Source organism: Bradyrhizobium sp. USDA 4461 (assembly GCF_054055655.1).
This window is the reverse complement of sequence record NZ_JBSRXM010000001.1, coordinates 5,628,962-5,651,036: the sequence shown is the minus strand read 5'-3', so window position 1 is coordinate 5,651,036 and position 22,075 is coordinate 5,628,962. Positions and strand designations below refer to the sequence as shown.

Sequence of the window (22,075 nt, the reverse complement as noted above, 5' to 3'; positions counted from 1 at the left end):
CAAAACAGGTCCACCTTTGTCCCCACACTGGATCTGCCGAACGACGTTTCGGCACACCGTCGCGCAGGGGGCACAGACGGCCATTAAGGCGACTTTTAGTTAAATGCGACTTAACCGGATGCGATCCCCTGCAACGCGGGAAGTGCCTGTGGCGTAGGGCTTTTTTAAGATGACATTGGACCGCCAAAACGGCTTTTTTGTCCCACGATGGGACATTCCGGCACGCCGCTCCGCCGTCGCATGCCGAGATAAATCCGAGGGAGAATTTCCTTGCCGATCGCCCCGTAATCGCGCGGGGGTTTTGCAAGAAACGCCTCCTGATTGTCGCCACTCGAACGCTTCGATGCGCAACGCGCTGCGCGCGACTACTGCAGTTCCGGCGGCGGCGAACGGTCAAACACCTCGCCCTTGGCACCTTCAAGCAGATCAAGCACGTAGGTCTCGACAACCAACGGCCCGCGCATCCGCTTGGCCTCGCCCACCGTCGCGAAATGGGCGAAATTGTCGCGCACCGAGGCCGGCATCGCCTGATCGACCTCATGCACATACAATAGCTTGCCCGACAGCTGCGCCGGGCTCGGCTCCGGCATGTTGACCCAGCGAATGCGCTGACCCTGCTGGGCGACGCAGCTGCCCTTGGGGAGATAGAACGCCAGCCAGCCGGTGGTGCCGTAGTCCGGCGCCAGCACGCACGTGGCGCCGGTCCGTACGCGCGCCGCCTCGATCTCGCTCGCGAGTTGTTGCCAGCCGACACCGACGCTGCGCACGGTGGCATCGCGGCGGTAACCCGAGAGCAAACCGGTGTTGGCCTGCACGATCAGCAGCGCGAATAGCACGACGCCCGTCGGCGCGGCCCAGCGCCGGCAGAAATCGATCGTGCGTTGCTCGCGGGGCGCCCATTGCACCTGGATCGCGGCGACCGCGGCCGCCAACGCAAAGGCTGGATAGACCGGCGCAAACCAATTCGCCTCGACCCGCGCATGCAGGGCATGCCAGGTGAAGTAGACCACGATGGTCCAGAACATCGTGTTGACCAGCACGCGCGCAGGCATCGCGCCGGCGCGGCGCCGTGAGAGCGCATAAAGCCCCATCACGCCGAGGATGAAGACCAAAGGCGTCGCGAACGCAAACTGCGTCGGGATCAGCTCGGCGATGTAGGTCGGCCGGAAATCCTCGATCCGGGCGCGGCCCATCTGCTTGATGAACGACACCCACTGATGATCGGCATTCCAGAGGATGACCGGCGCGAACAGGCCGGCCGCGACCAGGCCGCCGAGATAGAGCCATGGCGAGAGAAACCAGCGCCGCAGCTTCGGCACCATGGCAAGCCAGATCAGGATCGCCGGGCCGAAGAACAATGCGGTGTATTTCGACAGCAGCGCCGCGCCGGCGCTGGCGCCGACCGCAAGCCACCAGGCGCCACGGCCGCTCTCCAGCACCCTGGCGAGCGCATACAGCAGGAAGCTCGCCGCAACCAGCAGCGGCGCATCCGGCGTCACGATCAGCGTGCCGACCGCGGCCATCAGCGTGGCATTGAGCAGGATCGTCGCACTCGCGGCGACGCGCTGGCCGCCGAACAGAAGCTCGGCAGCCCGGTAGATCGCCCAGCTCATCGGCAGCGCGAGCAGGATCGACACCAGCCTGACGCCGAACGGCGTGTCGCCCGCGATCATGGTGCCAAGCCGGATCACCACCGCGACCATCGGCGGATGGTCGTAATAGCCGCCGGCCAGCGACTTCGACCACATCCAGTAATAGGCTTCGTCGAAGGTCAGCGGCGTCCATGCGGCGGCGGCCAGCCGCAACACGACCAGCGCACACACCGCAAGCGCGGTGTTCCCCGCCAGCCGCGCCTCGCTCGCGTTCATGCCACCGTCATCGCTTGCGCCAGACGAACAGCCCGGACATCGCGTAGTTCCAGACCACGCCCATCAGCGCGCCGGCTGCGCCCGCAAGCCACCAGATCGGCTCTTGGTCGTAGACCGAGAACGCGACGCCGACATTGGCAAGCAGGCCGACGCTGCACACCAGATAGAACAGCAAGAGGCCGCGCAGGATGCCGAAACCCTTCAGCCGCTGGTCGCGGTAGGTCAGGAAATTGTTGAGGATGAAGTTGCTGGTCATCGCGACGATCGCGCCGGCGGCCTGGGCCTCCGGGAACGGCGCCTTGAACAATTCCAGCGCGATGAACAGCACCGTCAGATGCACCAGCAGGCCGAGCCCGCCGACTGCCGCGAACAGGATGAAGCGCAGCGAGATCAGGTCGTTGGTCAGCTTGGCCAGCACCAGGCCGAGGAAGTCGAGCGCGACCATCGAGTCGAGCTTGCTCTCGCCATGCTGGCGGGCGCCAAACGTGTAGGGAATTTCGACCGCGCGCAGCTTGCCCTGCGCGGTCGCCACCAGGTCGAGCAGGATCTTGAAGCCCTGGGTCGAGAGCTGCGGCGCGAGCTGCTCGAAGCGGTCGCGGCGGATCATGAAGAAGCCGCTCATCGGATCGGCGATCTCGACCTGCAGCGCGCGGCGCGCGATCTCGGTCGCGAACGCGCTGGCGCCGGCGCGCTGCTTGTTGAAGCCGTCGGCCTTGTAGCCCTCGATGTAGCGGCTGCCGACCACGAGCTCGGCCTCGCCGCGCTGCAGCAACGCCACCATCTTCGGCAGCTGGGTCTCGTCGTGTTGCAGGTCGGCATCCATGACCGCCGCATAGGGCGCGCTCGAGGCCAGGATGCCCTCGATGCAGGCGCCGGACAGGCCACGCCGGCCGACCCGGCGGATGCAGCGGACGCGGGAATCCTTGCGCGCCAGCGCCCGCACCACGTCCCAGGTTCCGTCTGGCGAATTGTCGTCGACGAAGATGACCTCCCAAGGCACGTCCTTCAGGATCGCGTCAAGCCGGCGGTACAGCACCGTGACATTGTCGCGTTCGTTGAAGGTCGGGACGACCACCGAAAGCTGCGGCAGACTTGCTGCCTGCGCGGAGGTTTCAGGGCCCGGCTTGATGGCTTGATTCATGAGCGCCAGCGTATAGCCGCAGCCTCTCCCGCTGCCAAGGCAGAGCGGCCCAAACGCGGTCCTGGAAGGCGGGAAAACGGGGCAAATACCCCCGAAAATGCCAACGACCACGAACAAGGGGCGCGCGTACATCCGGCGCAGCCGACATTGTCGTGGTCGTCCCAGCGCCGGAGCCCTCAAAGCTGCAACGTCGCCGTTATGAGCCAGATAGGAAGCCCCCATGCGGTTTGCAAGGGGGCGGGTGGCGTTAGTTGTTCGGGACTTCCCGGATCACCGGGCCGCGTGGCGCCGGGGCCGCCGGCGCGGCCTCGGCGGCGGGAGCCACCTGCGGCTGCGCCGCGGCGGGTGGGGTCGGGTTGCGGAGCTGGCTCGGCGACGGCCCATAGATGAACGCCGCCGCCAGCGCGATCGCCGCGACCACTGCACCCAGGAAGCCTGCCGTCGATTGTGAGCGCATGCCGATCATCCCCTCGCCTGCGCGGATTGATATCAAAAATCGGCCGGCCGCAACAGGATTCGGGAACCTATTTCGCCGCGGCCTTGCGCCGGGTGAAGGCGGTGACGATGTCCTTCTGCGCCAGCTCGATCGCGCGGTTGGCGGTGGTCAGGTTGGCGTCGGCATCCTGTTTCGGAAATTGCAGCGACAGGAAGTCGATCAGCGACACCCGAAAATTCTGCCGCTCCGAGGGACAGACATTGGCGATCAGCGAAGTGAACTCCTGATCGGACATCGCCTTGTTGCTGTCGCGGGGATATTCGCGCGCGAGGCAATTCCAGTAGGCGTCGCGGCCGGTGATCGCGAGCTTGTGCGCGTCGTCGACCTCATCGGCCATTGCAGCCGACAATATGGCAGCCGAGCACGTCATCAAGAGGGCGGCCGCAACCAGCATGCGCATTGTTGTTCTCCCGTTTTTCGGCATCCTAGCCAACACCGGCGATCACGATAAGCACCGCCGCGCACATCTGGCAAACTGGCCAATCACGATTATTTTGACTACTCTCTGTCTCTCCCCCCTCACGATGAGTGCAGTCGTGGCCAAAGCTCCCACCAATTCGACCAAGACAGACGCCAAGACTACAGAAACCAAGACTACAGACACCAAGACGACCAAGACGGATGCAGGCAACATCTATATCGGCATCGGCGGCTGGACCTTCGAGCCGTGGCGCGGGGTGTTCTATCCGGAGAAGCTCGCGCAGGCGAAAGAGCTGTCCTACGCCGCGTCGAAGCTGACCTCGATCGAGATCAACGGCACCTATTACGGCTCGCAGAAGCCGGAGAGCTTTCGCAAATGGGCCAGCGAAGTGCCCGACGGCTTCATCTTCTCGCTGAAGGGGCCACGCTTCGCCACCAACCGCCGCGTGCTCGCCGAGGCCGGCGATTCGGTGAAGCGGTTCTATGACTCGGGCGTGCTGGAATTGAGGGACCGGCTCGGCCCGGTGCTCTGGCAGTTCGCGCCGACCAAGAAGTTCGATGGCGCCGATTTCGGCAAGTTCCTCGAGCTCTTGCCGCGCAAGCTCGACGGCCGCGCGCTGCGCCATGTGGTCGAGGTGCGCCACGACAGCTTCAAGGTGCCCGAATTCATCGCCCTCATTCGCGAGCACGAGGTGCCGGTGGTGTTTGCCGAGCACGGCAAATATCCGGCGATTGCTGACGTCGCGAGTGACTTTGTTTATGCCCGGCTACAGAAGGGCAACGACGAATTGAAGACCTGCTATCCGCCGAAGCAGCTCGACGCCTGGGCCAAGCGGTTCCAGGACTGGGCCGGCGGCGGCGAGCCGGTCGATTTGCCGAAGGTCGACAAATCGACGCCGAAAAAGACGCCGCGCGACGTGTTCGCCTACGTGATCCACGAGGGTAAGGTGCGCGCGCCCGCCGGCGCGATGGAACTGATCGAACGGGTGAAGTGAAGGCTTGGCGATGGCGAAGGCGAAGAAGCTGTTCACCATCGGCTACGAGCAGACGCCGTCCAAGGCGGTGCTCGACGAACTCCAGCAGGCCGGCGTCAAGCTCTTGGTCGACGTACGCGCCGTCGCCTCCTCGCGCCGTCCAGGCTTCTCCAAGACCCAGCTCGCCGCAGGCCTCGACGAGCGCGGCATCGGCTACGTCCATCTGCGCGGCCTCGGCACGCCGAAGAGCGGCCGAGAGGCGGCGCGCAGCGGACACTATGCGCTGCTCCATAAGATCTATTCGGCGCACCTCAAGACAGTGCAGGCCAAGGAAGAGCTCGACGAGCTGTCGGCGCTGGTGAAGAAATCCGGCCCGGTCTGCATCCTCTGCTACGAGCGCGACCACGAACACTGCCACCGCCGCTGGATCGCCGAGATCATCGAGGAGCGCGACGGCGTCAAGATCGAGAATTTGGCTGCGCCGCAGATGGTCTAGCCTCTCTCGCCCGCGACGTTTATCGTCCCCTCCATCATCTTCACGCAGCCGCCGCCGACATGCACCGAGGCGATCGCGCCGCCTTGCTTCTGCACCCGCGTCAGCAGAAGGCTGGGCCGGCCCATGTCGACGCCCTGCCCGATCCGCAGCCGCAACTCGCCGTCGCGCGCGGAATCGATGTCGGCGAGCAGCGCCGCGCAAGCCGCGGTCGCGCTGCCGGTGGCGGGATCTTCGGATAGGCCGCTGGCGCCCGGATGGAACATGCGTGCCTGCAAGTCGAGCGGCTGCTCACTCGCCGGAATGTCACGGGTGTAGAAATAGACGACGTCGCGGCCGATCTCGGCCAGCACCCTGGCGAACGCCGCGGCATCGGGCCGCGCGCGCTTGACCGCCTCGCGCGAGGCGATCTCCACCACCAGGAACGGCAGGCCGACCGAGACCACCTGCGGCACATGCCGATCGGTTGTCACGTCATCCGCCGACAGCGACAGGCACGCGGCGGCTGCGGCGGCGCTCACTTCGGTGGTTCGCTGCAGCGGCTGCGGCGCCGTCAACTCGGCACCGACAACCCTGCCGCCATCCGACAGGATTTTGACCGGCACAAGGCCCGCCTTCTCCTCGAACCTCAGCTGCGCCGGCAGCTTCGCCGCCTGGCTCGCCAGCACGAAGGCGGTGCCGACGTTGGGATGGCCGGCAAACGGAATTTCCGAGCGTACCGTGAAGATGCGCACCTGAGCGTCGTTGGCCTGGTCCTGCGGCGGCAGCACGAAGGTCGTCTCGGAATAGTTGAATTCGGTCGCGATCGCCTGCATCTGCGCGGTCGAGAGGCCTTCGGCGTCGAGCACCACGGCGAGCGGATTGCCGCCGAAGGCGCGGTCGGTGAAAACGTCGACAGTGATATAGCGCCGCTGCATCTTGCGTGTCCTTGTGCTCCGGTCATCTGCGACCGATGGCGTCATCGTAGCACGGCTGCAACGACGCCCATCAGAGCACTCGGTACAATCGCTCGCGAGCTAGAAGCGAAACAGTGCCCGCGGCGACGCAAGCACGCCGGCGCGCTCATCCGCATCGGTGACGAGTTCGTCGAGGAATTTGCGGTTCTTCGCGTAGCTCTGCGTCGTCTCGAATTGGGTGTGCGGCCAATCGCTGCCCCACAATAGCCGATCGACACCATAGGCTTTGCGCAGCAGCGGATAGGCCTGCTTCGCGAACGCCTCGCCGGCCGCGCCGTTGCGGTACGGCGCCGAGATCTTGACCCAGATATTGCGCGTCGCGCCAAGCTTGAGCACCGACTGGAATCCGGGATCGTCGATGCCGAGCTTCGGATCGGGCAAGCCGAAGTGATCGAACACGACCTTGACACCCTGATCGAGCAGCTTTGGTGCAAGCGCCGCTAGATCGCTGGCGTTGCGCTGGATCTCGACCTGCCAGTCGAGCGTCCTGATCTCGCCCAGCAGCGCCGTCCATTCCGGCGATGTCAGATCGGGCAGCGTCTGGCCGACCAGATTGAGACGGATGCCGGCGACGCCGGCACGGTCGAGCTCACGAAGCTCTTCCGCCGGAACCGTAGGATCGACCACGGCAATGCCGCGCAGCCGGCCACTGGTCGCCTTGAGGCACTCGACCAGATAGGAATTGTCGGTGCCGAGAAAGCTCGGCTGCACCAGCACGCCATTGGTGATGCCGTTCCGGTCGAGCTGCTGCAGATAGAGCGCGAGCGGCGCGTCGTAGTCGGGCGCATAGCGGCGGCCCGGCGCGAGCTTCAGCCCGCGATGGAAAACGTGGGCGTGGGTATCGATCGCCAATTTCGGCATCTCAGCCTTCACCCTGCTCGCCAATCCGCCCGCCGACAGCGCGGCAACCACTCCCGCGGCAAACCGGCGCCGCGTCAACCCGTGTTGGTCCGATGTCATGATCATTCCTCATCATCACGCGCGTGTGGCAGCGGCCTGCTCGAAGACCTTGCCGCGGGTTTCCGGCAGCATCAGCACGGCGATCAGCACCAGCGAATAGGCGAACGCCGCGTCGATGCCGATCGCGGCACCAAGACCGATATGGTCGCTGAGATAGCCGACCAGGAAGGGAAACGCCGCGGAGACGATGCGGCCGAAATTGTAGCAGAAGCCGACACCGGTGCCGCGGACGCCGGCGGGATAGAGCTGGCTGAACAGCGCCGCCATGCTGGCGGGAATGCCGGCCGAGAAGAACCCGAGCGGGAAGCCGAGCACCAGCATCTGCGAGTTGGAGAGCGGCGCGAAGATGTAGACCAGCACCGTCACGACGCAGGCGGCTGCGAACAGCGTCACATTGGCGCGCCGTCCGATCCGGTCGCTGATGATCCCCGAGACCACGCAGCCGCAGAAGAACGCGACGATGATGACGGCAAGATAGGCGCTGGAGCCGAGCACCGAGAGATGCCGCACCTCGCGCAAATACGTCGGCAGGAATGTCGTCAGCGCCGCATAGCCGCCATGGGCGCCGATGCCGAACAGGCCGCCGATCAGCGTCGAGCGCAGCACGTCGCGGTGAAAGATTCCGGCGAGCGTCGCGAAGAATGGCGGCTCGGCCTCGCGCGGCACGGTGCGCGGCGGCTCCTTCAATCCGCGACGGATGTAGAGAATCAGCAGCGCCGGGATCAGGCCGACCGCGAACAGGACGCGCCAGGCGATATCGGCCGGCGCAGTGGTGAAGACCAGGGCCGAGAGCAGCACCGCCGCGCCCCAGCCGACCGCCCAGGCGCTCTGCACGGCGCCAAGCGCCTTGCCGCGATGCTCGGCGCGAATGATCTCCGCCATCAGCACCGCGCCGCAGGCCCATTCGGCGCCGAAGCCGACGCCTTGAATGGCCTTCAGCACCACGAGCTGGATGTAGTTCATCGCGAAGGCGGAGGCGAAGGTCGCGAGCGCGAAGGTCGCGACCGTGATCTGCAGCGCCTTCACCCGCCCGAAGCGATCACCGAGCGCGCCGCCGAGCCAGCCGCCGAACGCGCCGAAGAACAGCGTGACCGAGCCGAGCAGACCGGCGTCGGCCTTGCTGATGGCGAATGCGGTGATCAGCGCTGGAATCGCGAGGCTGAACATCTGGACGTCGAGCGCGTCGAGGCCCCAGCCGCCAAAGCTTGCCCAGAAGGTGCGCCGCTCGAGCGGCGAGCATTCGCTGTACCAGTTTGCCATCATTCCTCCCTGAAATGTCTTGTGTTGTTTTAATTGATCGCCGCCGTCATCTGATCTCGGCGTGGTAGCGGAAGCGATTCGCCGGCCCGCGTGAGCGGCGCCATTCGATCGGCCGCCGCTCCAGGTCGAACGCAAGACGCTCGATCACGATCAGCGGCGCATTGGCCTCGAGCCGCAGCAGGCGCGATTGCATCTCCGTCGCGATCTCGACCGTGAGGATTTCATCGGCCGAGACCACGACCTGGCCGCAGCGATCCTCGTAGAGCGGATAGAGCAAGTCGCCGAACTCGGCGGTCGCGAGCGCCAGGATCGCCTCGAAGCGCGATCGTTGCAGCCAGATTTCTTCCGCGAGCAGCGGCACGTCGTCGATCAGCCGCAGGCGCGACAGGCTGATGACGGGTTCGCCGACGGCAATGCGCAGCGCCGATGCGACAGCCGAGGTCGCCGGCACCGCCTTGCGGCGCAGGATGCGGCTCTGCGGCACGCGGCGCTCGCCGCTCTCGGACTGGAAGCGGAAGAAGCGGAACAGCGAGGAGTTGAAGCGCGCACGGCGCACGAAGGTGCCGCGGCCCTGTTGGCGCTCCAGCACACCGTCGCTGACGAGCTGATCGATCGCCTTGCGCACGGTGCCGATGGCGACGCCGTAATGCGCGCCGAGCTCGGCTTCGGAGGGGATCAGGTCTCCGGGCCGCCATTCATTGCGATTGATGCGTGCCGCGAGATCGTCGCGAAGACGCTGGTAGCGCGGCAGGCGGTCGTCGAGGGCTGAATTCATCTAGTCATCTATATGACTCTATGATGCCCCGTCAATCGCTACTTTATTACCTCAAGTGAAAGGACGTTTTACCCCAATTGCCAGACCGGCACCGGGTGCTCGTAACCCCGCACCGGGATCTCGCCGCGCGAGACGGCGTCGGTGCAGTCGTCGCCGAGTGCCTCGCGCACCGCGGACGAGATCAGGAATTGCGAGCCGAGCTCCTTGTTGAGCGCCTCGAGCCGCGCGGCGAAGTTCACGGTGTCGCCGATCACGGTGTATTCCTTGCGCCGCGGCGAGCCGATATTGCCGGCGACGACCTCGCCGATATGGATGCCGATGCCGATGCGCAGCGGCCAGCTCGACGCCGCGTTGGTGCGCTCATTGGCGGCCAGCATCTCGCGCGCGGCGGCGACCGCCTGATGCGCGGCGTCGCCGGTCTCGAACGGAGCGCCGAACAACGCGAGAAAGCCATCGCCGAGAAACTTGTTCACGATGCCGCCATGGCGATCGAGGATATCGACCAGCACGGCAAAGGCACCGTCGAGCCGATCCACCACCTCCTGCGGCGAGCGGGTGCGCGCGCCCGCGGTGAAGCTGCGGAAATCGACGAACATCACGGCAACGCGGCGGATGTCGCTCGCGGTCGAAGCGCCCTCCGTCATCAGCCGCTCGACCACCTGCGGCGAGACGTGCTGACCGAACAGGTTGGTGATGCGGTCGCGCGCCGTGCCGGCGGCAATACTGGCCTCGAACTGGCGGCGCAGCTGCATGCCGACCGCGCCGGCGAGGAGACCGCAGATCAGGATGATCGTGCTGCGCGCGGCGTGATAGTAGATGCTGGTTTCGGCCTCGCCGCCGCCGGCCGTGTGGAAGAACACCGCCATGTAGAACAGCTCGGTCGCCGCGACGAAGCCGGTGAAGGTCGAGAGCCAGAAGTCGAGCCGCAGCGTCGACAGGATGATGAAGACGAAATAGACCAGCGGCGCCACGAAGCCGAGCGCCTCCTGCGGGCCCATGCTGTTCATGTGCAGAGCCAGCACGACGGTCGGCAGCGACGTCTCCACCAGCACACCGATGTAGCGCCGGATCACCGGCAGATCGCGTCCCTTGCGCATATGCCATCGGATCGCGCCATGCACCCAGAGCTCGAATACAATCAGCGGCACGATGACGTAGAAGACGTAGACCGGGCTGAGGTTGCCGTGCCAGACGCGGCTGACCGCCTCGGGCGCGAAGAAATACACCAGCAGACTGATCGCCCCGAGCGCGGCAGCGGTGCCGATCAGCACCTTGATGCGGAGCAGCTCGGTGGTCATCACCTCGCGCATCAGGGCATGACGGAAATCGGCGGATACGGTCGTGTCGACCGCTGCGCTTTCTTTGTCTGGAAATTCCTTCAATATCCAACCCCTGTCATTCCGGGGCGATGCGAAGCATCGAACCCGGAATCTCGAGATTCCGGGTTCGCCTCTTCGAGGCGCCCCGGAATGACGATGAACAAACAGCAGCCATCATAGCCTCAATCGAGCGTGCGGCGGAAGCGCGTCACGGCAATCGTCATGGCGAACAACATCAGCGCGACCAGCGCGATGCTGTCGTATTGCAGGTTTTGCATCGCCGCGCCCTTCAGCATGATGGCGCGGACGATGCGCACGAAATGGGTCAGCGGCAGCCCCTCGCCGATATATTGCGCCCAGACCGGCATGCCGGCGAACGGAAACATGAATCCGGACAACAGGATGCTCGGCAGGAAGAACATCATCGAGAGCTGCATCGCCTGCAGCTGGTTCTGCACGATGGTCGAGAAGGTGTAGCCGATCGACAGATTGGTGGTGATGAACAGCGTGGTCAGCAGCGCCAGCAGCGTGAGGCTGCCGAGCACCGGCACGCCGAACAGCAGGATTCCGATCGCGATGATCAGCGTGGCCTGGATGAAGCCGACCAGCACATAGGGGATGATCTTGCCGAACATCACCTCGACCGGCTTGATCGGCATCGACAGCAGGCTCTCCATGGTGCCGCGCTCGATCTCGCGCGTCACCGACAGCGCGGTGAAGATCAGCATGGTCATGGTCAGGATGGTCCCGACCAGGCCGGGCACGATGTTGAGGCGCGAATCCGCCGCCGGGTTGTAACGGGCATGGGCACGGATCTCGAACGGCATGTCGGGGGGATCGCCGATGTGAAGGTCATGCGCCAGCGCGGTCTGCACCAGCGGCCCGAGCGTGCCGAGCGCCGTGCCCGACGCCACCGGATCGGTCGCATCGGCCGCGACCAGCAGCGCGGGCCGGTCGCCGCGCCGCACCGCGCGCTCGAAGCCGCGCGGGATCTCGACGCCGAACAGAACCTTGCCGGATTGCAGGAGCTCGTCGAACGCCTCGACGGTGTGGACCTCGCGGACGAAATGGAAATAGGCGGTATTCTCCATCGCCTTCAGGATCGAACGCCCGAGATCGGTGTCCTCCTGGGTCAGCACCGCGGTCGGCAGATTGCGCGGCGTGGTGTTGATGGCGTAACCGAACAGCGTGAGCTGCATCACCGGCAGCATGATGATCATGGCGAAAGAGACGCGGTCGCGGCGGAGCTGAATAAACTCCTTGACCAGCATCGCATAGCTGCGCCGCCAGAAGCCGAATGCCGGCTCCCTTTCCTCGCCATTGTGGATCGTGTCCGTTGTGCTCATCGGAAACTATCCCTGAAAGTTATCTTTGGAGCGCCCCATCAAGTCGATGAAGACATCTTCGAGCGACGGTTCGCTCGGCTGCCAGTGCCATTTCGAATTATCGCGATACGGCGCGATCGCAGCCTCCAGCGCCGCTCTGTCGCGCCCGGACACGTGCAGGCTGGTGCCGAACGGCGCCACCATGTCGACGCCGGGCTTGCCGGTAAGCTCGGCCATCAGGCCGTTGAAATCCTCGCCCGTCACCGTCCAGGTCGACAGCGCGGAGGCTGCGATCACCTCGTCCACCGTACCGTGGGCCAGCAGATGGCCATAGGCGATATAGGCGATCTCGTGACAGCGCTCGGCCTCGTCCATGTAATGGGTCGAGACCAGCACGGTGAGGCCTTCGGCGGCGAGCGCGTGGATCTCGTTCCAGAAGTCGCGCCGCGCCTTGGGATCGACGCCGGCGGTCGGCTCGTCCAGCAGCAGCAGTTGCGGATTGGGCAGCGTGCAGGCGCCGAGCGCGAGCCGCTGCTTCCAGCCGCCGGAGAGATTGGCGGCGAGTTGCTCCTCGCGGCCCTTCAGCCCGATCCGCGCGATCATGTCGGCCGCCGCGCCGCGCGCATCCGGCATGCCGTAGAGCCGCGCGACGAACTCCAGATTCTCGCGCACCGAGAGATCCTGGTAGAGGCTGAAGCGCTGCGTCATGTAGCCGACCTTGCGCTTGATCTTGTCGGCATCGCGCCGGATATCATAGCCGAGGCAGGTGCCCTCGCCGCTGTCCGGCGTCAGCAGTCCGCACAGGATGCGGATGGTCGTGGTCTTGCCGCTGCCGTTGGGGCCGAGGAAGCCATAGATCGAGCCGCGTTTGACCTGCATCGACAGGTCGTGAACCACCTCGCGTCCGCCGAACGATTTGGTCAGGCCCTTCACATCGATCGCGATGGACGGTGCATCGGGCTGCGTGCTGGTGGGGCCGCCGTTCATCTGCGCTCCGCCACCGGCGTCTTGGGATTGAGGTAGATGCTGATCGGCTGGCCGACCCGCAAGACATCGGGACGGCTCGGCCGCGCCTGGATCAGGTAGACCAGCTTGTTGCGCTCATCGAGACTGTAGATGACCGGCGGCGTGTACTCCGCGGTGGTGGCGATGAAATAGATCTTGGCGGTGAGATCGGCAGCGCAATTGTCGCAGGTCACCCGCACCTCATCGCCGAGCGCAAGCTTCGGCAGCTCGGCCTCCGGCACGAAGAAACGCAGCTTCATGTTGCCGGGCGGCATGATCGACAGCACCGGGCGCTGTGCCTGCACCAACTCACCCTCGCGGAAATAGATCTGCTGGATCGAGCCTGCGATCGGCGCAAAGCCCTTGCGGCGGTCGAGCCGCGTCTGCGAGGTGACGACGCGCGCCTCCGCGACGCGCAGCGCCGAGATCGCGGAATCGAGATTGGCCTGGGTGCCGGCACCGGTGCCGCGCAGCGAGGCCGCACGGTCGTAGCTCTGCTGGGCGTTGGCCAAGGTCGCGTTGTTCTGGTTGAGATCGGCGCGCTGCAGATCGTCATCGACCGAATAGAGCAGATCGCCGGGCTTGACCTCGTCGCCCTCGCGCACGTTGAGCTTGGTGACGCGGCCGGATTCGTCCGGGCTGACGAAGATCATGTCGGCCTCGACCCAACCCTGGAAGCCGGGATCGCGCTTCTCCTTGCAGCCGGCGAGCGCCGTCGCCAGCGCGACGACGGCCACGAGCTTCATCATGCGCGACGCGGTCATGTCTTCCTCCGTTCGCCGAAGATCAGATCGAGATGCACCTTGAACATCGCGAGTCCGTCGAGCGGCGCGTGCCGGGCAAACAGGCTCTGCCAGATCACCGCGACGATCGCGGGCGCGACGACCAGCTGCGGGAAATCGCCGAGCTCGCGGTGCTTGATCTCGCCGCGCGTGATCGCGAGCTGGACCAGCGCCTTCATGCCGGCCAGGCCTTTCGACACCACCTCGCGGAAATAGAAATCGGCGATCGCCGGAAAGCGCGGCCCTTCCGAGACGATGAGACGAATGATGTCGCCGCGCCGGGTCGCCACCACCTCGCGCATAAAGGTCTCGGCAAAGCCCTCGACCGCGTCGCGCACCGGACCGGTGATGGTCGGCGGCGCCGTCATGCGGCTGATCAGCGGCACCAGTGCGGTGCGGATCAGCTCCTCGAACATCGACTCCTTGTCCTTGAAATAGAGGTAGAGCGTGCCCTTCGCGACGCCGGCCCGCTTGGCGACGTCGTCGAGCCGGGTCGCGGCAAAGCCGCGCGCGATGAACTCATCCATCGCCGCCTCGATGATCGCAGCGCGCCGCTCCGCCGATTTCCCGGCGCGGTTCGCCGGCGGCTTCGGCTCGGCCAGCTCTGCCGAGGTCACCTTCGGAATCCTCGCCGCGGCGGCGCGGATCGTGGTCCGGCGCTTGGCGGGCTGGGTGCGGGTCGTTCTTGTACTGTGCTTTGTCATGGTCACAATATGACTGACTGGTCAGTCATTGTCAACTCAATGAAGGGAAACGCGTGGTGCCTGCGGACGTTCCTGTTGTGGGGGCGGTTCCGGGATGCGGGCATGCGACCGCGCTTTCGCAAGCTAAAGGCCAGGGTTTGCTGGTTATTTGGCCCGTCTGTCGGTCAGAGGGCGCAAAAGCCAGGCTGATCGCACCCTGGGTTCGACGGCCCCTCTTCGTCATTCCGGGGCGCGCGTAGCGCGAGCCCGGAATCCATCGCGCCGCATAATTCCTGGATCAATGGATTCGGGGCTCTCGCTTCGCGAGCCCCGGAATGACGGCGGGGAGAGTTGGCCCGCTACGTATGAAACTTCAGCCCATCGAGCACCTTGTCGACCACCTTGCGCTCGGCGCGAAAGGCGAGGCCGACCAGATTGAGCTCGGCGCGCGCAACCGCCCTCACCGCCTCGCGATTTGCGGCGTCGTGCGTGGTCTTGAACATGTCCTCGGTGTACAGCGCAGGCTTCACCTCACGCGCCAGCGCTCGCTCCAGTGCCCGCGACAGCTGCGCACGGTCAGCGCCGTAGATCAGGATCGGCTGGCCGATCAGGGAGAGATATCTCGTCCCCGAGCCGTCCTGGTAATTCTCGCCGATACATTCGGGAAAGGACGCCGCGATGCCACCGGCCAGAAACGACGCCACGTTGAGCTTCTGCCAGACTTCCAGGTCGGTGCGGATCACGACCGCGATCTTGGTGTCGAACTGCATGCGATAAATCTATTCGCAGGGTGGCGACACACCACCTCTGACGGTGCATCCCTCATCTGCCTGCAAGGCGCCGACGTTAGTTTCCTGCAGCCACCGAAAGCGATGGTCAGTTCCCGCATCGCGTAGTAGGCTACGGGCTTTCGATTATCACAGCATATTTGAGGCATTGCATCATGATCAGCAAAGCCGATGTTGTTGTTATTGGTTCGGGCGGATTGGGCGCGGCCACAGCCTATTACTTGAGCAAGCGTGGAGGTCTCGGCGTCGCCCTTGTCGACAAGCATGAGATCGGATCGCAGACCTCGCCCCGCGCCGCAGGCATGGTGAGCTGCGCGCGCAAGAGCGACCTGATGATTGGTCTCATCAAGGACGCTTGCCGCAAGATCGAAGCGTTCACGGAGGAGACCGGCCAGCCGCTCGACTGGGTGCATTCGGGCAGCCTGAAGATTGCCCGGCGGCCGCAGGACGCCGAAATAATCAAGGACGACTTCGAGCGCGGCCGTCGGGCGGGCCTCGATGTCGAGCTGATCTCTCCGGAGCAGGCGAACCGTCTCAATCCATTTTTGCAGCCGACCGGCGTCGTCGCGGCGATGCGGATCGGTGACGACCGGTATTTCGACCCGGCCCAGGTTGCGATCGGTTTCGCCAGGGCCGCGGCGATCCACGGTGCAACCTTGCTGCCGAACACCGACGTACGGGCCGTCAACATCGTCGGCGGCAACGCGATCGGCGTGACCACGGCGAACGGCGTCATTGAAAGCCCGATCGTTGTCGATGCGGCCGGTGCGTGGACGCGGCAGGTCGCGGAAGCAAGCGGAATTCGCGTGCCGCTGGTGCCGACCCGGCAGCAATTGATCGTGACCGAACCTCTCGATGGCGCGCGCGCCGACTTGCCGATGGTCCGCATCATGGATGCCGCAGTGTATGCGCGCCCGTGTCAGGGCGGCTTCCTTTGGGGAGTCTATGAGGAAACACCGCGCTTCTTCGATATGGAGAAGCTTGGGACCGGCTTCGATGTCAAGGACATGCCGCTCGACATCGGCGTGCTTCATGCGGCCGCCGACGATGTGAAGGATCAGTTGCCGTTCCTGCAAACTGCCAAGGTGCGGGAATTTCGCGGCGGCATTCCGACGATGACCGCCGACGGCCATCATATTCTTGGCCCAGCCGCCGGCGTGAAGGGCTTCTATTTTGCAAGCGGGTGCAACGTCGCCGGTCTGTCGATCTCGCCGGCCGTCGGTGAGGCGCTTGCGGCCTGGATCGTGGACGGCAAGCCGCCTGTCGATCTATCACCGATGTCGGTCACTCGGTTCAAAGACCAATCGTGGTCCGAAGACCAATTGCAGCGCGACGCCGCGTGGCAATATCGACACTTCTACGGTGCGGTCTGAGGGCGGCTCGGGGTCGTCCCGCTACCCCTTCGCGTCGCAGGCCCAGGCGCGGATCACGCATTCCTTGCCGCCATAGTCGTAGCACTTCTTGGTCGCGGCATTGAGCGAGCTCGAGATCCGTGGCGCCACCGCATAGCCATGGGCACCGCAGGGATTTTTCATGTCGATCGCGAGCGCGGCACAGGCGCGCTTCATGGTGACGGCGGTGCAATCGCCCTTGCACTGCTTCAGCGCAGCGGCACGCGCCGCGCCCTCGGCCTGATAATCATAGGCCTGGCCATAGGCCCCGCATTTGCCGACTGCGAACGCGCCGGCCGCGTGTGCCTTGGGGACGAAGGTTTCCACGGAGAAACGCGTGGCGCCGAGCAGCAACGTCAGAACAAGAATCGTCAGCGCGCGGCGCTGCGCGGCGGCGGTCGAAATGATCACTGGAAATCCCCCAAGTCCGCCGCGGACTGTACGCAGGGGTCGTTTCCAGATGGTGAATGACGGGTTGACGGCGGATAGAGCTACCCCCGCCGCGCGGCTTCCAGCGCCTGCGGCGTATCGATGTCGAGGAAGGCGCTGTCGCCTTCGACCGGGACCTCGGCGACCACCTCGGCATGCTTGGCGATCAGATGGCGGGCGCCGATGTCGCCGTCGAGCGTCATCAGCTCCTTGAAGAAGCGCCGCGACCACAGCACCGGATTGCCGCGGCGGCCCTCGCTGACCGGCACCGCGATCAGGTGGCCGCGGTCGGGCGCAAAGGTCTCGATCATGCGATCGATCAGCTTGGCATCGATCAGCGGCATGTCGCCGAGGCAGACGATCGCGCCGTCGGCGCTGTCGGAGACCGCCGCGATGCCAGCTTTCACCGAGCTGGCAATGCCGCCGGCGAAATCGGGATTGCGGACGAATTTAACCTTGAGGCCATCAAGCGCCTGCTCGACCAGATCGGCCTGATGCCCGGTGACGACGATCACCTCGGAGGCCTTCGAGGCCAGCGCCTGCTCGGCGACGACGCGCGCGAGCTTCTTGCCGTCGAGCTCGGCGAGCAGTTTGTTCGGACCGCCCATCCGGGTCGAGCGGCCGGCGGCGAGCACGATCGCGGCGACGTTGCGGTTGCCTTCGGTGTCCGGCACGGTGCGCGGCTGCGGCCGCGTCACGATTTCCATCAACAGGCCGCCGACGCCCATGGCGGTGAGATCCGACCGCGTCACCTTGATGCCGGCGAGCAGCCGCATCAGCACCCAGTCAAAGCCGTTCTCGACCGGCGAACGCGCGCAGCCCGGCGCGCCCAACACCGGCACGCCGCCGGCGCTGCCGATCAACAGCAGATTGCCGGGATCGACCGGCATGCCGAAATGCTCGACGGCGCCGCCGATCTCGGCGATCGCGGCGGGGATCACATCGCGGCGGTCGGCGATCGCAGATGCGCCGAACACGATGACGAGCTCGGCGCCGAGGCCGAGCAATTCCTTGATCGCGCCGGCCAGCACCGTTTCGTCATGCGGCACGCGGCGTTCGGCGATGATGGTGGCACCGGCCGGCGCCAGACGCTCGGCGGTGACGCGCAGCGTCTTGTCGATCACCTTGGGCGCAAGGCCCGGCAGCAAGGTCGAGACCACGCCGACCTTCTTGATCACATAAGGCGCGATCCGCAGCGCGTCCTTGCCCGCAACCGCGACGGCGGCGTCGCGCAACCGCCCCTCGACGCCGAACGGAATCAGCTTGACGGTCGCGATCATCTCGCCTTCGACCACCGGCTTGTAGGCCGCGAGGGTGGCGAAGGTGATGGCCTCGTCGACGCCGTTGATGCGATCGACCGCGGCGCGGTCGACCACCAGCACGCCGGGGCGTGCCGCGAACAGATTGGCGCGGCCGGTAAAGGCGCGCTCGACATTGACGCCCTCGCCCGCCACCGCCTGCGCGATGCTGGCGGCGGCTTCGTCCTCGGAGACGTCACCCTCCTCCAGGCGCACCACGACGACGTCCTTGACGCCGGCCCTGGTCAGCGCCTCGACTTCCTCAGGGCCGATCGTGGTGCCTTTCTTGAGCACCAGCGCGCCCTGGCGGAGCGTATGCACGGTGACGCCGCCAATCGCGTCGGCCGGACTGGCGGGACCGAACTTCATGCCGCTTCCTCTTTTTCTTTGGGAGGCAGACGCAGCTGTGCGGTGATCTCGGCCATGATCGCGACCGCGATCTCCGACGGCGACACCGCGCCGATGTCGAGCCCGATCGGCGCGTGGATGCGCGCGATGTCGCTGTCCTTGGCGCCCTGCGCACGCAGCCGCTCGGCGCGCTTGGCATGGGTCTTCCGCGATCCCAGCGCGCCGATATAGAAGCAGTCGCGGTCGAAGGCGTGCAGCAGCGCCGGATCGTCGATCTTGGGATCGTGCGTCACCGCGACGAAGGCGGTGTAGTGATCGACATTGAGCGGCGGCAGCGCGACGTCGGGCCATTCGGCGACCAGCGGCACGTCGGGGAAACGCTCGGGGCTCGCGAACGCCGTGCGCGGATCGACCACCGTGACGTCATAGTCGAGCGCACGCGCCAGCGGCGCCAGCGCCTGGCTGATATGGACCGCGCCGATGATCACGAGCTTTGCGGTCGGTGCGTAGACGTTGAGGAACAGCTTCTTGCCCGCAACCTCGACATTGCCGCTCTTGCCCATCCGAAGCTGCTTCGCAAGTTCAGCGCGCAGCGGATCGGCGGCGATGTCGGCGGCCTTGACCAGTCGCTGATCGCCATTGGCGGTGTCGGTGACGATGATGACCGGACGGCGCGCGGCGCGCTCGGCGTTCAGCTCTTTGAGGATCTCGAGTTTCACGGCTAGCCGACCTTCTCGACGAAGACGCGGATGGTGCCGCCGCAGGACAGGCCGACATTCCAGGCCGTCTCGTCGGCAACGCCGAATTCGAGCATCTTGGGCTGGCCGCTCGCGATCACGTCGAGTGCTTCGGTCACGACCGCGCCCTCGACGCAGCCGCCGGAGACCGAGCCCAGAAACGTGCCGTCGTCATTGATGACGAGGCTCGATCCGGCTGGGCGCGGCGCCGAGCCCCAGGTCTCGACCACGGTGGCGAGCGCCACGCCATGGCCCTGTTTCTGCCAGGTCTCGGCGGCCTGCAGGATGTCTTCGTCGCGGTTCAGCATGGAAACCTCCCTCAGGCCACGGATCGGATCAGGCTGCGGTGGTGCGCCGGCGGCGGGGATGACAGCGCGCCGATCAAGCCCTTGATGGACGTCAAGTTATGCACCGGGCGAAATTCGTCAACGTGGGGCAGCATCATTTTGATGCCCTGCGCCTTGGCCTCGAAGCCGGAGTAGCGCAGCAGCGGGTTAAGCCAGATCAGGCGGCGGCAGGAGCGGTGCAAACGGTCCATCTCGAAGGCCAGTTTGGCATCCGCCTCCCGTTCTAGTCCATCGGATATAAGGAGGACGATGGCGCCCTGCCCGAGCACCCGGCGGGCCCAGAGCTGGTTGAAGCTGTGCAGCGAGGTGGCGATCCGGGTACCGCCGGCCCAGTCCTCCACCGAGGACGAGCAGCTCGCCAGCGCCTCGTCCGGGTCACGCGCACGTAACGCCCGCGTCACATTGGTCAGGCGGGTGCCGAACAGGAACACCGAGACCCGCTTGCGGTAGTCGGTGATGGCATGCAGGAAGTGCAGGAACAGGCGGGTGTATTCGCTCATCGAGCCGGAGATATCGAGCAGCGCCACGATCGGCGCCGGCTTCTCGATCCGGCCGAGCTTCCTGATATCGATGATCTCGCCGCCGGTGCGCAGCGAGTTGCGCACGGTGCGGCGCATGTCGAGCCGCAGACCGCGCGCGTCCGGCTGATAGCGGCGGGTGACGAGCTCGGCCTGCGGCAGCCGCATCTGCGCGATCTCGCGCGTCACCTCGGCGATCTCCGCCGCGGTCATCTGCGCAAAATCCTTCTTCTGCAGGATCTCCTTGTCGGAGACCGAGAGCTTCAGCTCCTGCTCCTGGGCCTGCGGCCGCTCCTCGGTCTTGGCCGGCTGCGCCATCGCCTCCTGGACCCGGCGCGAGGCCGGCGGCGGCTTCTTCCTGGCGTGGTCAGGCAGCGGCACCGAATCCAGCATGCTCTTCCACTCCTCGGCGGCGCGGAAGAACAGCATGAAGGCCTGGCGGAAGATCAGCGCATGCTCGTGGCGCTTGACGAAGATCGCCTCCAGCGTGGCGTAGAAATCGGAGCGGTTGCCGACCTCGATCAGCTGCAGCGCGTCGAGCGCATCGATCACCGAGCCCGGCCCCACCGGCAGCCCGGCCGCCCGCAGCGCGCGGGCAAAGCCGATTACGTTATCGGCCATGTGGCCGGTCGGAGGCGCGAGGTGGTTGATCGCCATCGAACTATCCACTCCCGTCATTCCGGGACGCGCGCAGCGCGGGCCCGGAATCCATTCTTCTACGTCAACGCGGCCCGATGGATTCCGGGCTCGCGCCAAGTGGCGCGCCCCGGAATGACGAGCCTTTTTTCCGGCGCGATTTACGTCTCGCTCGTCGCGTCCTTCAATGTCTTCTGCAACGCATCGCCCTGCATGCGCGCGATGTCGTCCTGATATTTGAGCAGCGCACCCAGCGTGTCGCCGACCACCTGCGGCGTCAGCGAGCGGGCGTCGAGCTCGGACAGCGCCGTGGCCCAGTCGATGGTCTCGGCGACGCCAGGCGACTTGTAGAAATCCTGGTTGCGCAGCGCCTGCACGAAGCGGACCACCTGCTGCGACAGCTTTGCGGAAATGTTCGGCACCCGCGACTTGACGATCGCAAGCTCGCGCTCGGCCGAGGGATAGTCGACCCAATGATAGAGGCAGCGCCGCTTCAGCGCGTCGTGGATCTCGCGGGTGCGGTTCGAGGTGATGATCACGATCGGCGGCGCCGGCGCCTTCACCGTGCCGAGCTCGGGGATCGTGACCTGGAAGTCGCTGAGGATTTCCAACAGATACGCCTCGAACGCCTCGTCGGCGCGGTCGAGCTCGTCGATCAAAAGCACCGGCGGCCCCGCGACATCGGGCTCCAGCGCCTGCAGCAGCGGCCGCTTGATCAGGAAGCGCTCGGCAAAGATGTCGCTGGCGAGCTGGTCGCGATCGGTATCGCCGGAGGCTTCCGCCAGACGGATCGCGATCATCTGCGCCGCGCTGCTCCACTCATAGACCGCGGAGGCGACGTCGAGGCCTTCATAGCATTGCAGGCGGATCAGCTTGCGCCCGAGTGCGGCGGACAGCACCTTCGCGATCTCGGTCTTGCCGACGCCGGCCTCGCCTTCGAGGAACAGCGGCCGGCCCATCCGCAGCGCGAGATAGGTCACGGTCGCGAGCGACCGTTCGGCAAGGTAGCCGCGCGACGTCAACAGGCCCTCGAGCGCATCGACGGAAGTGGGTAACGCCGATGCACTCATGGAACAGCCAGTCTTCGAACAGGGGTTAGCAACATCGCGCCTTGGGCTAGGTCTTG

Annotated in this window: 23 protein-coding genes; 3 read left to right on the top strand and 20 right to left on the bottom strand. The window is 65.6% G+C overall.

From position 1 onward, the window contains the following. Window positions 1-365: 365 nt before the first annotated feature. The 4 genes from ACVINW_RS26265 to ACVINW_RS26250 form a co-directional block, all read right to left on the bottom strand. On the bottom strand, window positions 366-1,868 hold the full coding sequence (locus ACVINW_RS26265) for a glycosyltransferase family 39 protein (RefSeq protein WP_456753984.1): 1,503 nt from the start codon (window positions 1,866-1,868) through the stop codon (window positions 366-368). Between the two features lie 7 nt (window positions 1,869-1,875). Next, complete coding sequence (locus ACVINW_RS26260) at window positions 1,876-3,009, bottom strand: glycosyltransferase (protein WP_456753983.1); 1,134 nt, start codon at window positions 3,007-3,009, stop codon at window positions 1,876-1,878. A gap of 247 nt (window positions 3,010-3,256) precedes the next feature. Beyond that, window positions 3,257-3,466 carry a hypothetical protein gene (locus ACVINW_RS26255; RefSeq protein ID WP_456753982.1) on the bottom strand — a complete coding sequence of 70 codons (210 nt, stop codon included), beginning with the start codon at window positions 3,464-3,466 and terminating at the stop codon, window positions 3,257-3,259. Window positions 3,467-3,533: 67 nt separating this feature from the next. Continuing rightward, a complete protein-coding gene (locus ACVINW_RS26250) occupies window positions 3,534-3,905 on the bottom strand; it encodes a hypothetical protein (protein ID WP_456753981.1) in 372 nt (123 codons plus the stop codon). 124 nt (window positions 3,906-4,029) lie between these two features. Here ACVINW_RS26250 and ACVINW_RS26245 point away from each other — a divergent pair, with 124 nt between their 5' ends. Both ACVINW_RS26245 and ACVINW_RS26240 read left to right on the top strand, forming a co-directional pair. Next, window positions 4,030-4,920: a DUF72 domain-containing protein gene (locus ACVINW_RS26245; protein ID WP_456753980.1), complete on the top strand. Its 891-nt coding sequence runs from the start codon at window positions 4,030-4,032 to the stop codon at window positions 4,918-4,920. Window positions 4,921-4,930: 10 nt separating this feature from the next. After that, on the top strand, window positions 4,931-5,395 hold the full coding sequence (locus ACVINW_RS26240; RefSeq protein ID WP_456753979.1) for a DUF488 domain-containing protein: 465 nt from the start codon (window positions 4,931-4,933) through the stop codon (window positions 5,393-5,395). Here ACVINW_RS26240 and ACVINW_RS26235 read toward each other — a convergent pair. From ACVINW_RS26235 to ACVINW_RS26190, 10 genes are all read right to left on the bottom strand, one after another. Further along, window positions 5,392-6,309, bottom strand: coding sequence for a PhzF family phenazine biosynthesis protein (locus tag ACVINW_RS26235; RefSeq protein ID WP_456753978.1), 918 nt, complete (start codon window positions 6,307-6,309; stop codon window positions 5,392-5,394). The genes ACVINW_RS26240 and ACVINW_RS26235 overlap by 4 nt on opposite strands. A 99-nt stretch (window positions 6,310-6,408) precedes the next feature. Beyond that, complete coding sequence (locus ACVINW_RS26230) at window positions 6,409-7,308, bottom strand: amidohydrolase family protein (RefSeq protein WP_456753977.1); 900 nt, start codon at window positions 7,306-7,308, stop codon at window positions 6,409-6,411. A 15-nt stretch (window positions 7,309-7,323) separates the two neighbouring features. Beyond that, a complete protein-coding gene (locus tag ACVINW_RS26225; protein ID WP_456753976.1) occupies window positions 7,324-8,568 on the bottom strand; it encodes an MFS transporter in 1,245 nt (414 codons plus the stop codon). A 46-nt stretch (window positions 8,569-8,614) separates the two neighbouring features. Next, window positions 8,615-9,343, bottom strand: coding sequence for a GntR family transcriptional regulator (locus tag ACVINW_RS26220; RefSeq protein WP_456753975.1), 729 nt, complete (start codon window positions 9,341-9,343; stop codon window positions 8,615-8,617). 68 nt (window positions 9,344-9,411) lie between these two features. After that, the gene (locus tag ACVINW_RS26215) at window positions 9,412-10,653 is read right to left on the bottom strand and encodes an adenylate/guanylate cyclase domain-containing protein (protein WP_456756504.1); all 1,242 of its coding nucleotides are present in this window, start codon (window positions 10,651-10,653) and stop codon (window positions 9,412-9,414) included. A gap of 191 nt (window positions 10,654-10,844) precedes the next feature. After that, a complete protein-coding gene (locus tag ACVINW_RS26210; protein WP_456753974.1) occupies window positions 10,845-12,008 on the bottom strand; it encodes an ABC transporter permease in 1,164 nt (387 codons plus the stop codon). 6 nt (window positions 12,009-12,014) lie between these two features. Next, window positions 12,015-12,974: an ABC transporter ATP-binding protein gene (locus ACVINW_RS26205; protein WP_456753973.1), complete on the bottom strand. Its 960-nt coding sequence runs from the start codon at window positions 12,972-12,974 to the stop codon at window positions 12,015-12,017. Continuing rightward, the gene (locus tag ACVINW_RS26200; RefSeq protein WP_456753972.1) at window positions 12,971-13,756 is read right to left on the bottom strand and encodes an HlyD family secretion protein; all 786 of its coding nucleotides are present in this window, start codon (window positions 13,754-13,756) and stop codon (window positions 12,971-12,973) included. Before ACVINW_RS26200 ends, ACVINW_RS26205 begins: the two co-directional genes overlap by 4 nt. Next, the gene (locus ACVINW_RS26195; RefSeq protein ID WP_456753971.1) at window positions 13,753-14,478 is read right to left on the bottom strand and encodes a TetR/AcrR family transcriptional regulator; all 726 of its coding nucleotides are present in this window, start codon (window positions 14,476-14,478) and stop codon (window positions 13,753-13,755) included. The genes ACVINW_RS26200 and ACVINW_RS26195 overlap by 4 nt, the downstream gene beginning before the upstream one ends. Before the next feature lie 338 nt (window positions 14,479-14,816). After that, window positions 14,817-15,227, bottom strand: coding sequence for a DUF2000 family protein (locus ACVINW_RS26190; RefSeq protein WP_456753970.1), 411 nt, complete (start codon window positions 15,225-15,227; stop codon window positions 14,817-14,819). Window positions 15,228-15,400: 173 nt separating this feature from the next. Between ACVINW_RS26190 and ACVINW_RS26185 the strand changes: the two genes are divergently transcribed. Beyond that, the gene (locus ACVINW_RS26185) at window positions 15,401-16,618 is read left to right on the top strand and encodes an NAD(P)/FAD-dependent oxidoreductase (RefSeq protein ID WP_456753969.1); all 1,218 of its coding nucleotides are present in this window, start codon (window positions 15,401-15,403) and stop codon (window positions 16,616-16,618) included. A 21-nt stretch (window positions 16,619-16,639) separates the two neighbouring features. Here ACVINW_RS26185 and ACVINW_RS26180 read toward each other — a convergent pair whose 3' ends face one another. The 6 genes from ACVINW_RS26180 to ACVINW_RS26155 form a co-directional block, all read right to left on the bottom strand. Next, the gene (locus ACVINW_RS26180) at window positions 16,640-16,990 is read right to left on the bottom strand and encodes a DUF4189 domain-containing protein (RefSeq protein ID WP_456756503.1); all 351 of its coding nucleotides are present in this window, start codon (window positions 16,988-16,990) and stop codon (window positions 16,640-16,642) included. Between the two features lie 137 nt (window positions 16,991-17,127). Then, window positions 17,128-18,732 carry an NTP transferase domain-containing protein gene (locus tag ACVINW_RS26175; RefSeq protein ID WP_456753968.1) on the bottom strand — a complete coding sequence of 535 codons (1,605 nt, stop codon included), beginning with the start codon at window positions 18,730-18,732 and terminating at the stop codon, window positions 17,128-17,130. Next, the gene (locus ACVINW_RS26170) at window positions 18,729-19,430 is read right to left on the bottom strand and encodes an XdhC family protein (protein WP_456753967.1); all 702 of its coding nucleotides are present in this window, start codon (window positions 19,428-19,430) and stop codon (window positions 18,729-18,731) included. Before ACVINW_RS26170 ends, ACVINW_RS26175 begins: the two co-directional genes overlap by 4 nt. Before the next feature lie 2 nt (window positions 19,431-19,432). After that, window positions 19,433-19,756 carry an XdhC family protein gene (locus ACVINW_RS26165; RefSeq protein WP_021077800.1) on the bottom strand — a complete coding sequence of 108 codons (324 nt, stop codon included), beginning with the start codon at window positions 19,754-19,756 and terminating at the stop codon, window positions 19,433-19,435. Between the two features lie 11 nt (window positions 19,757-19,767). Beyond that, window positions 19,768-20,970 carry a vWA domain-containing protein gene (locus tag ACVINW_RS26160; RefSeq protein WP_456753966.1) on the bottom strand — a complete coding sequence of 401 codons (1,203 nt, stop codon included), beginning with the start codon at window positions 20,968-20,970 and terminating at the stop codon, window positions 19,768-19,770. A 140-nt stretch (window positions 20,971-21,110) separates the two neighbouring features. Then, window positions 21,111-22,019: an AAA family ATPase gene (locus ACVINW_RS26155; RefSeq protein ID WP_456753965.1), complete on the bottom strand. Its 909-nt coding sequence runs from the start codon at window positions 22,017-22,019 to the stop codon at window positions 21,111-21,113. Window positions 22,020-22,075: the final 56 nt, after the last annotated feature.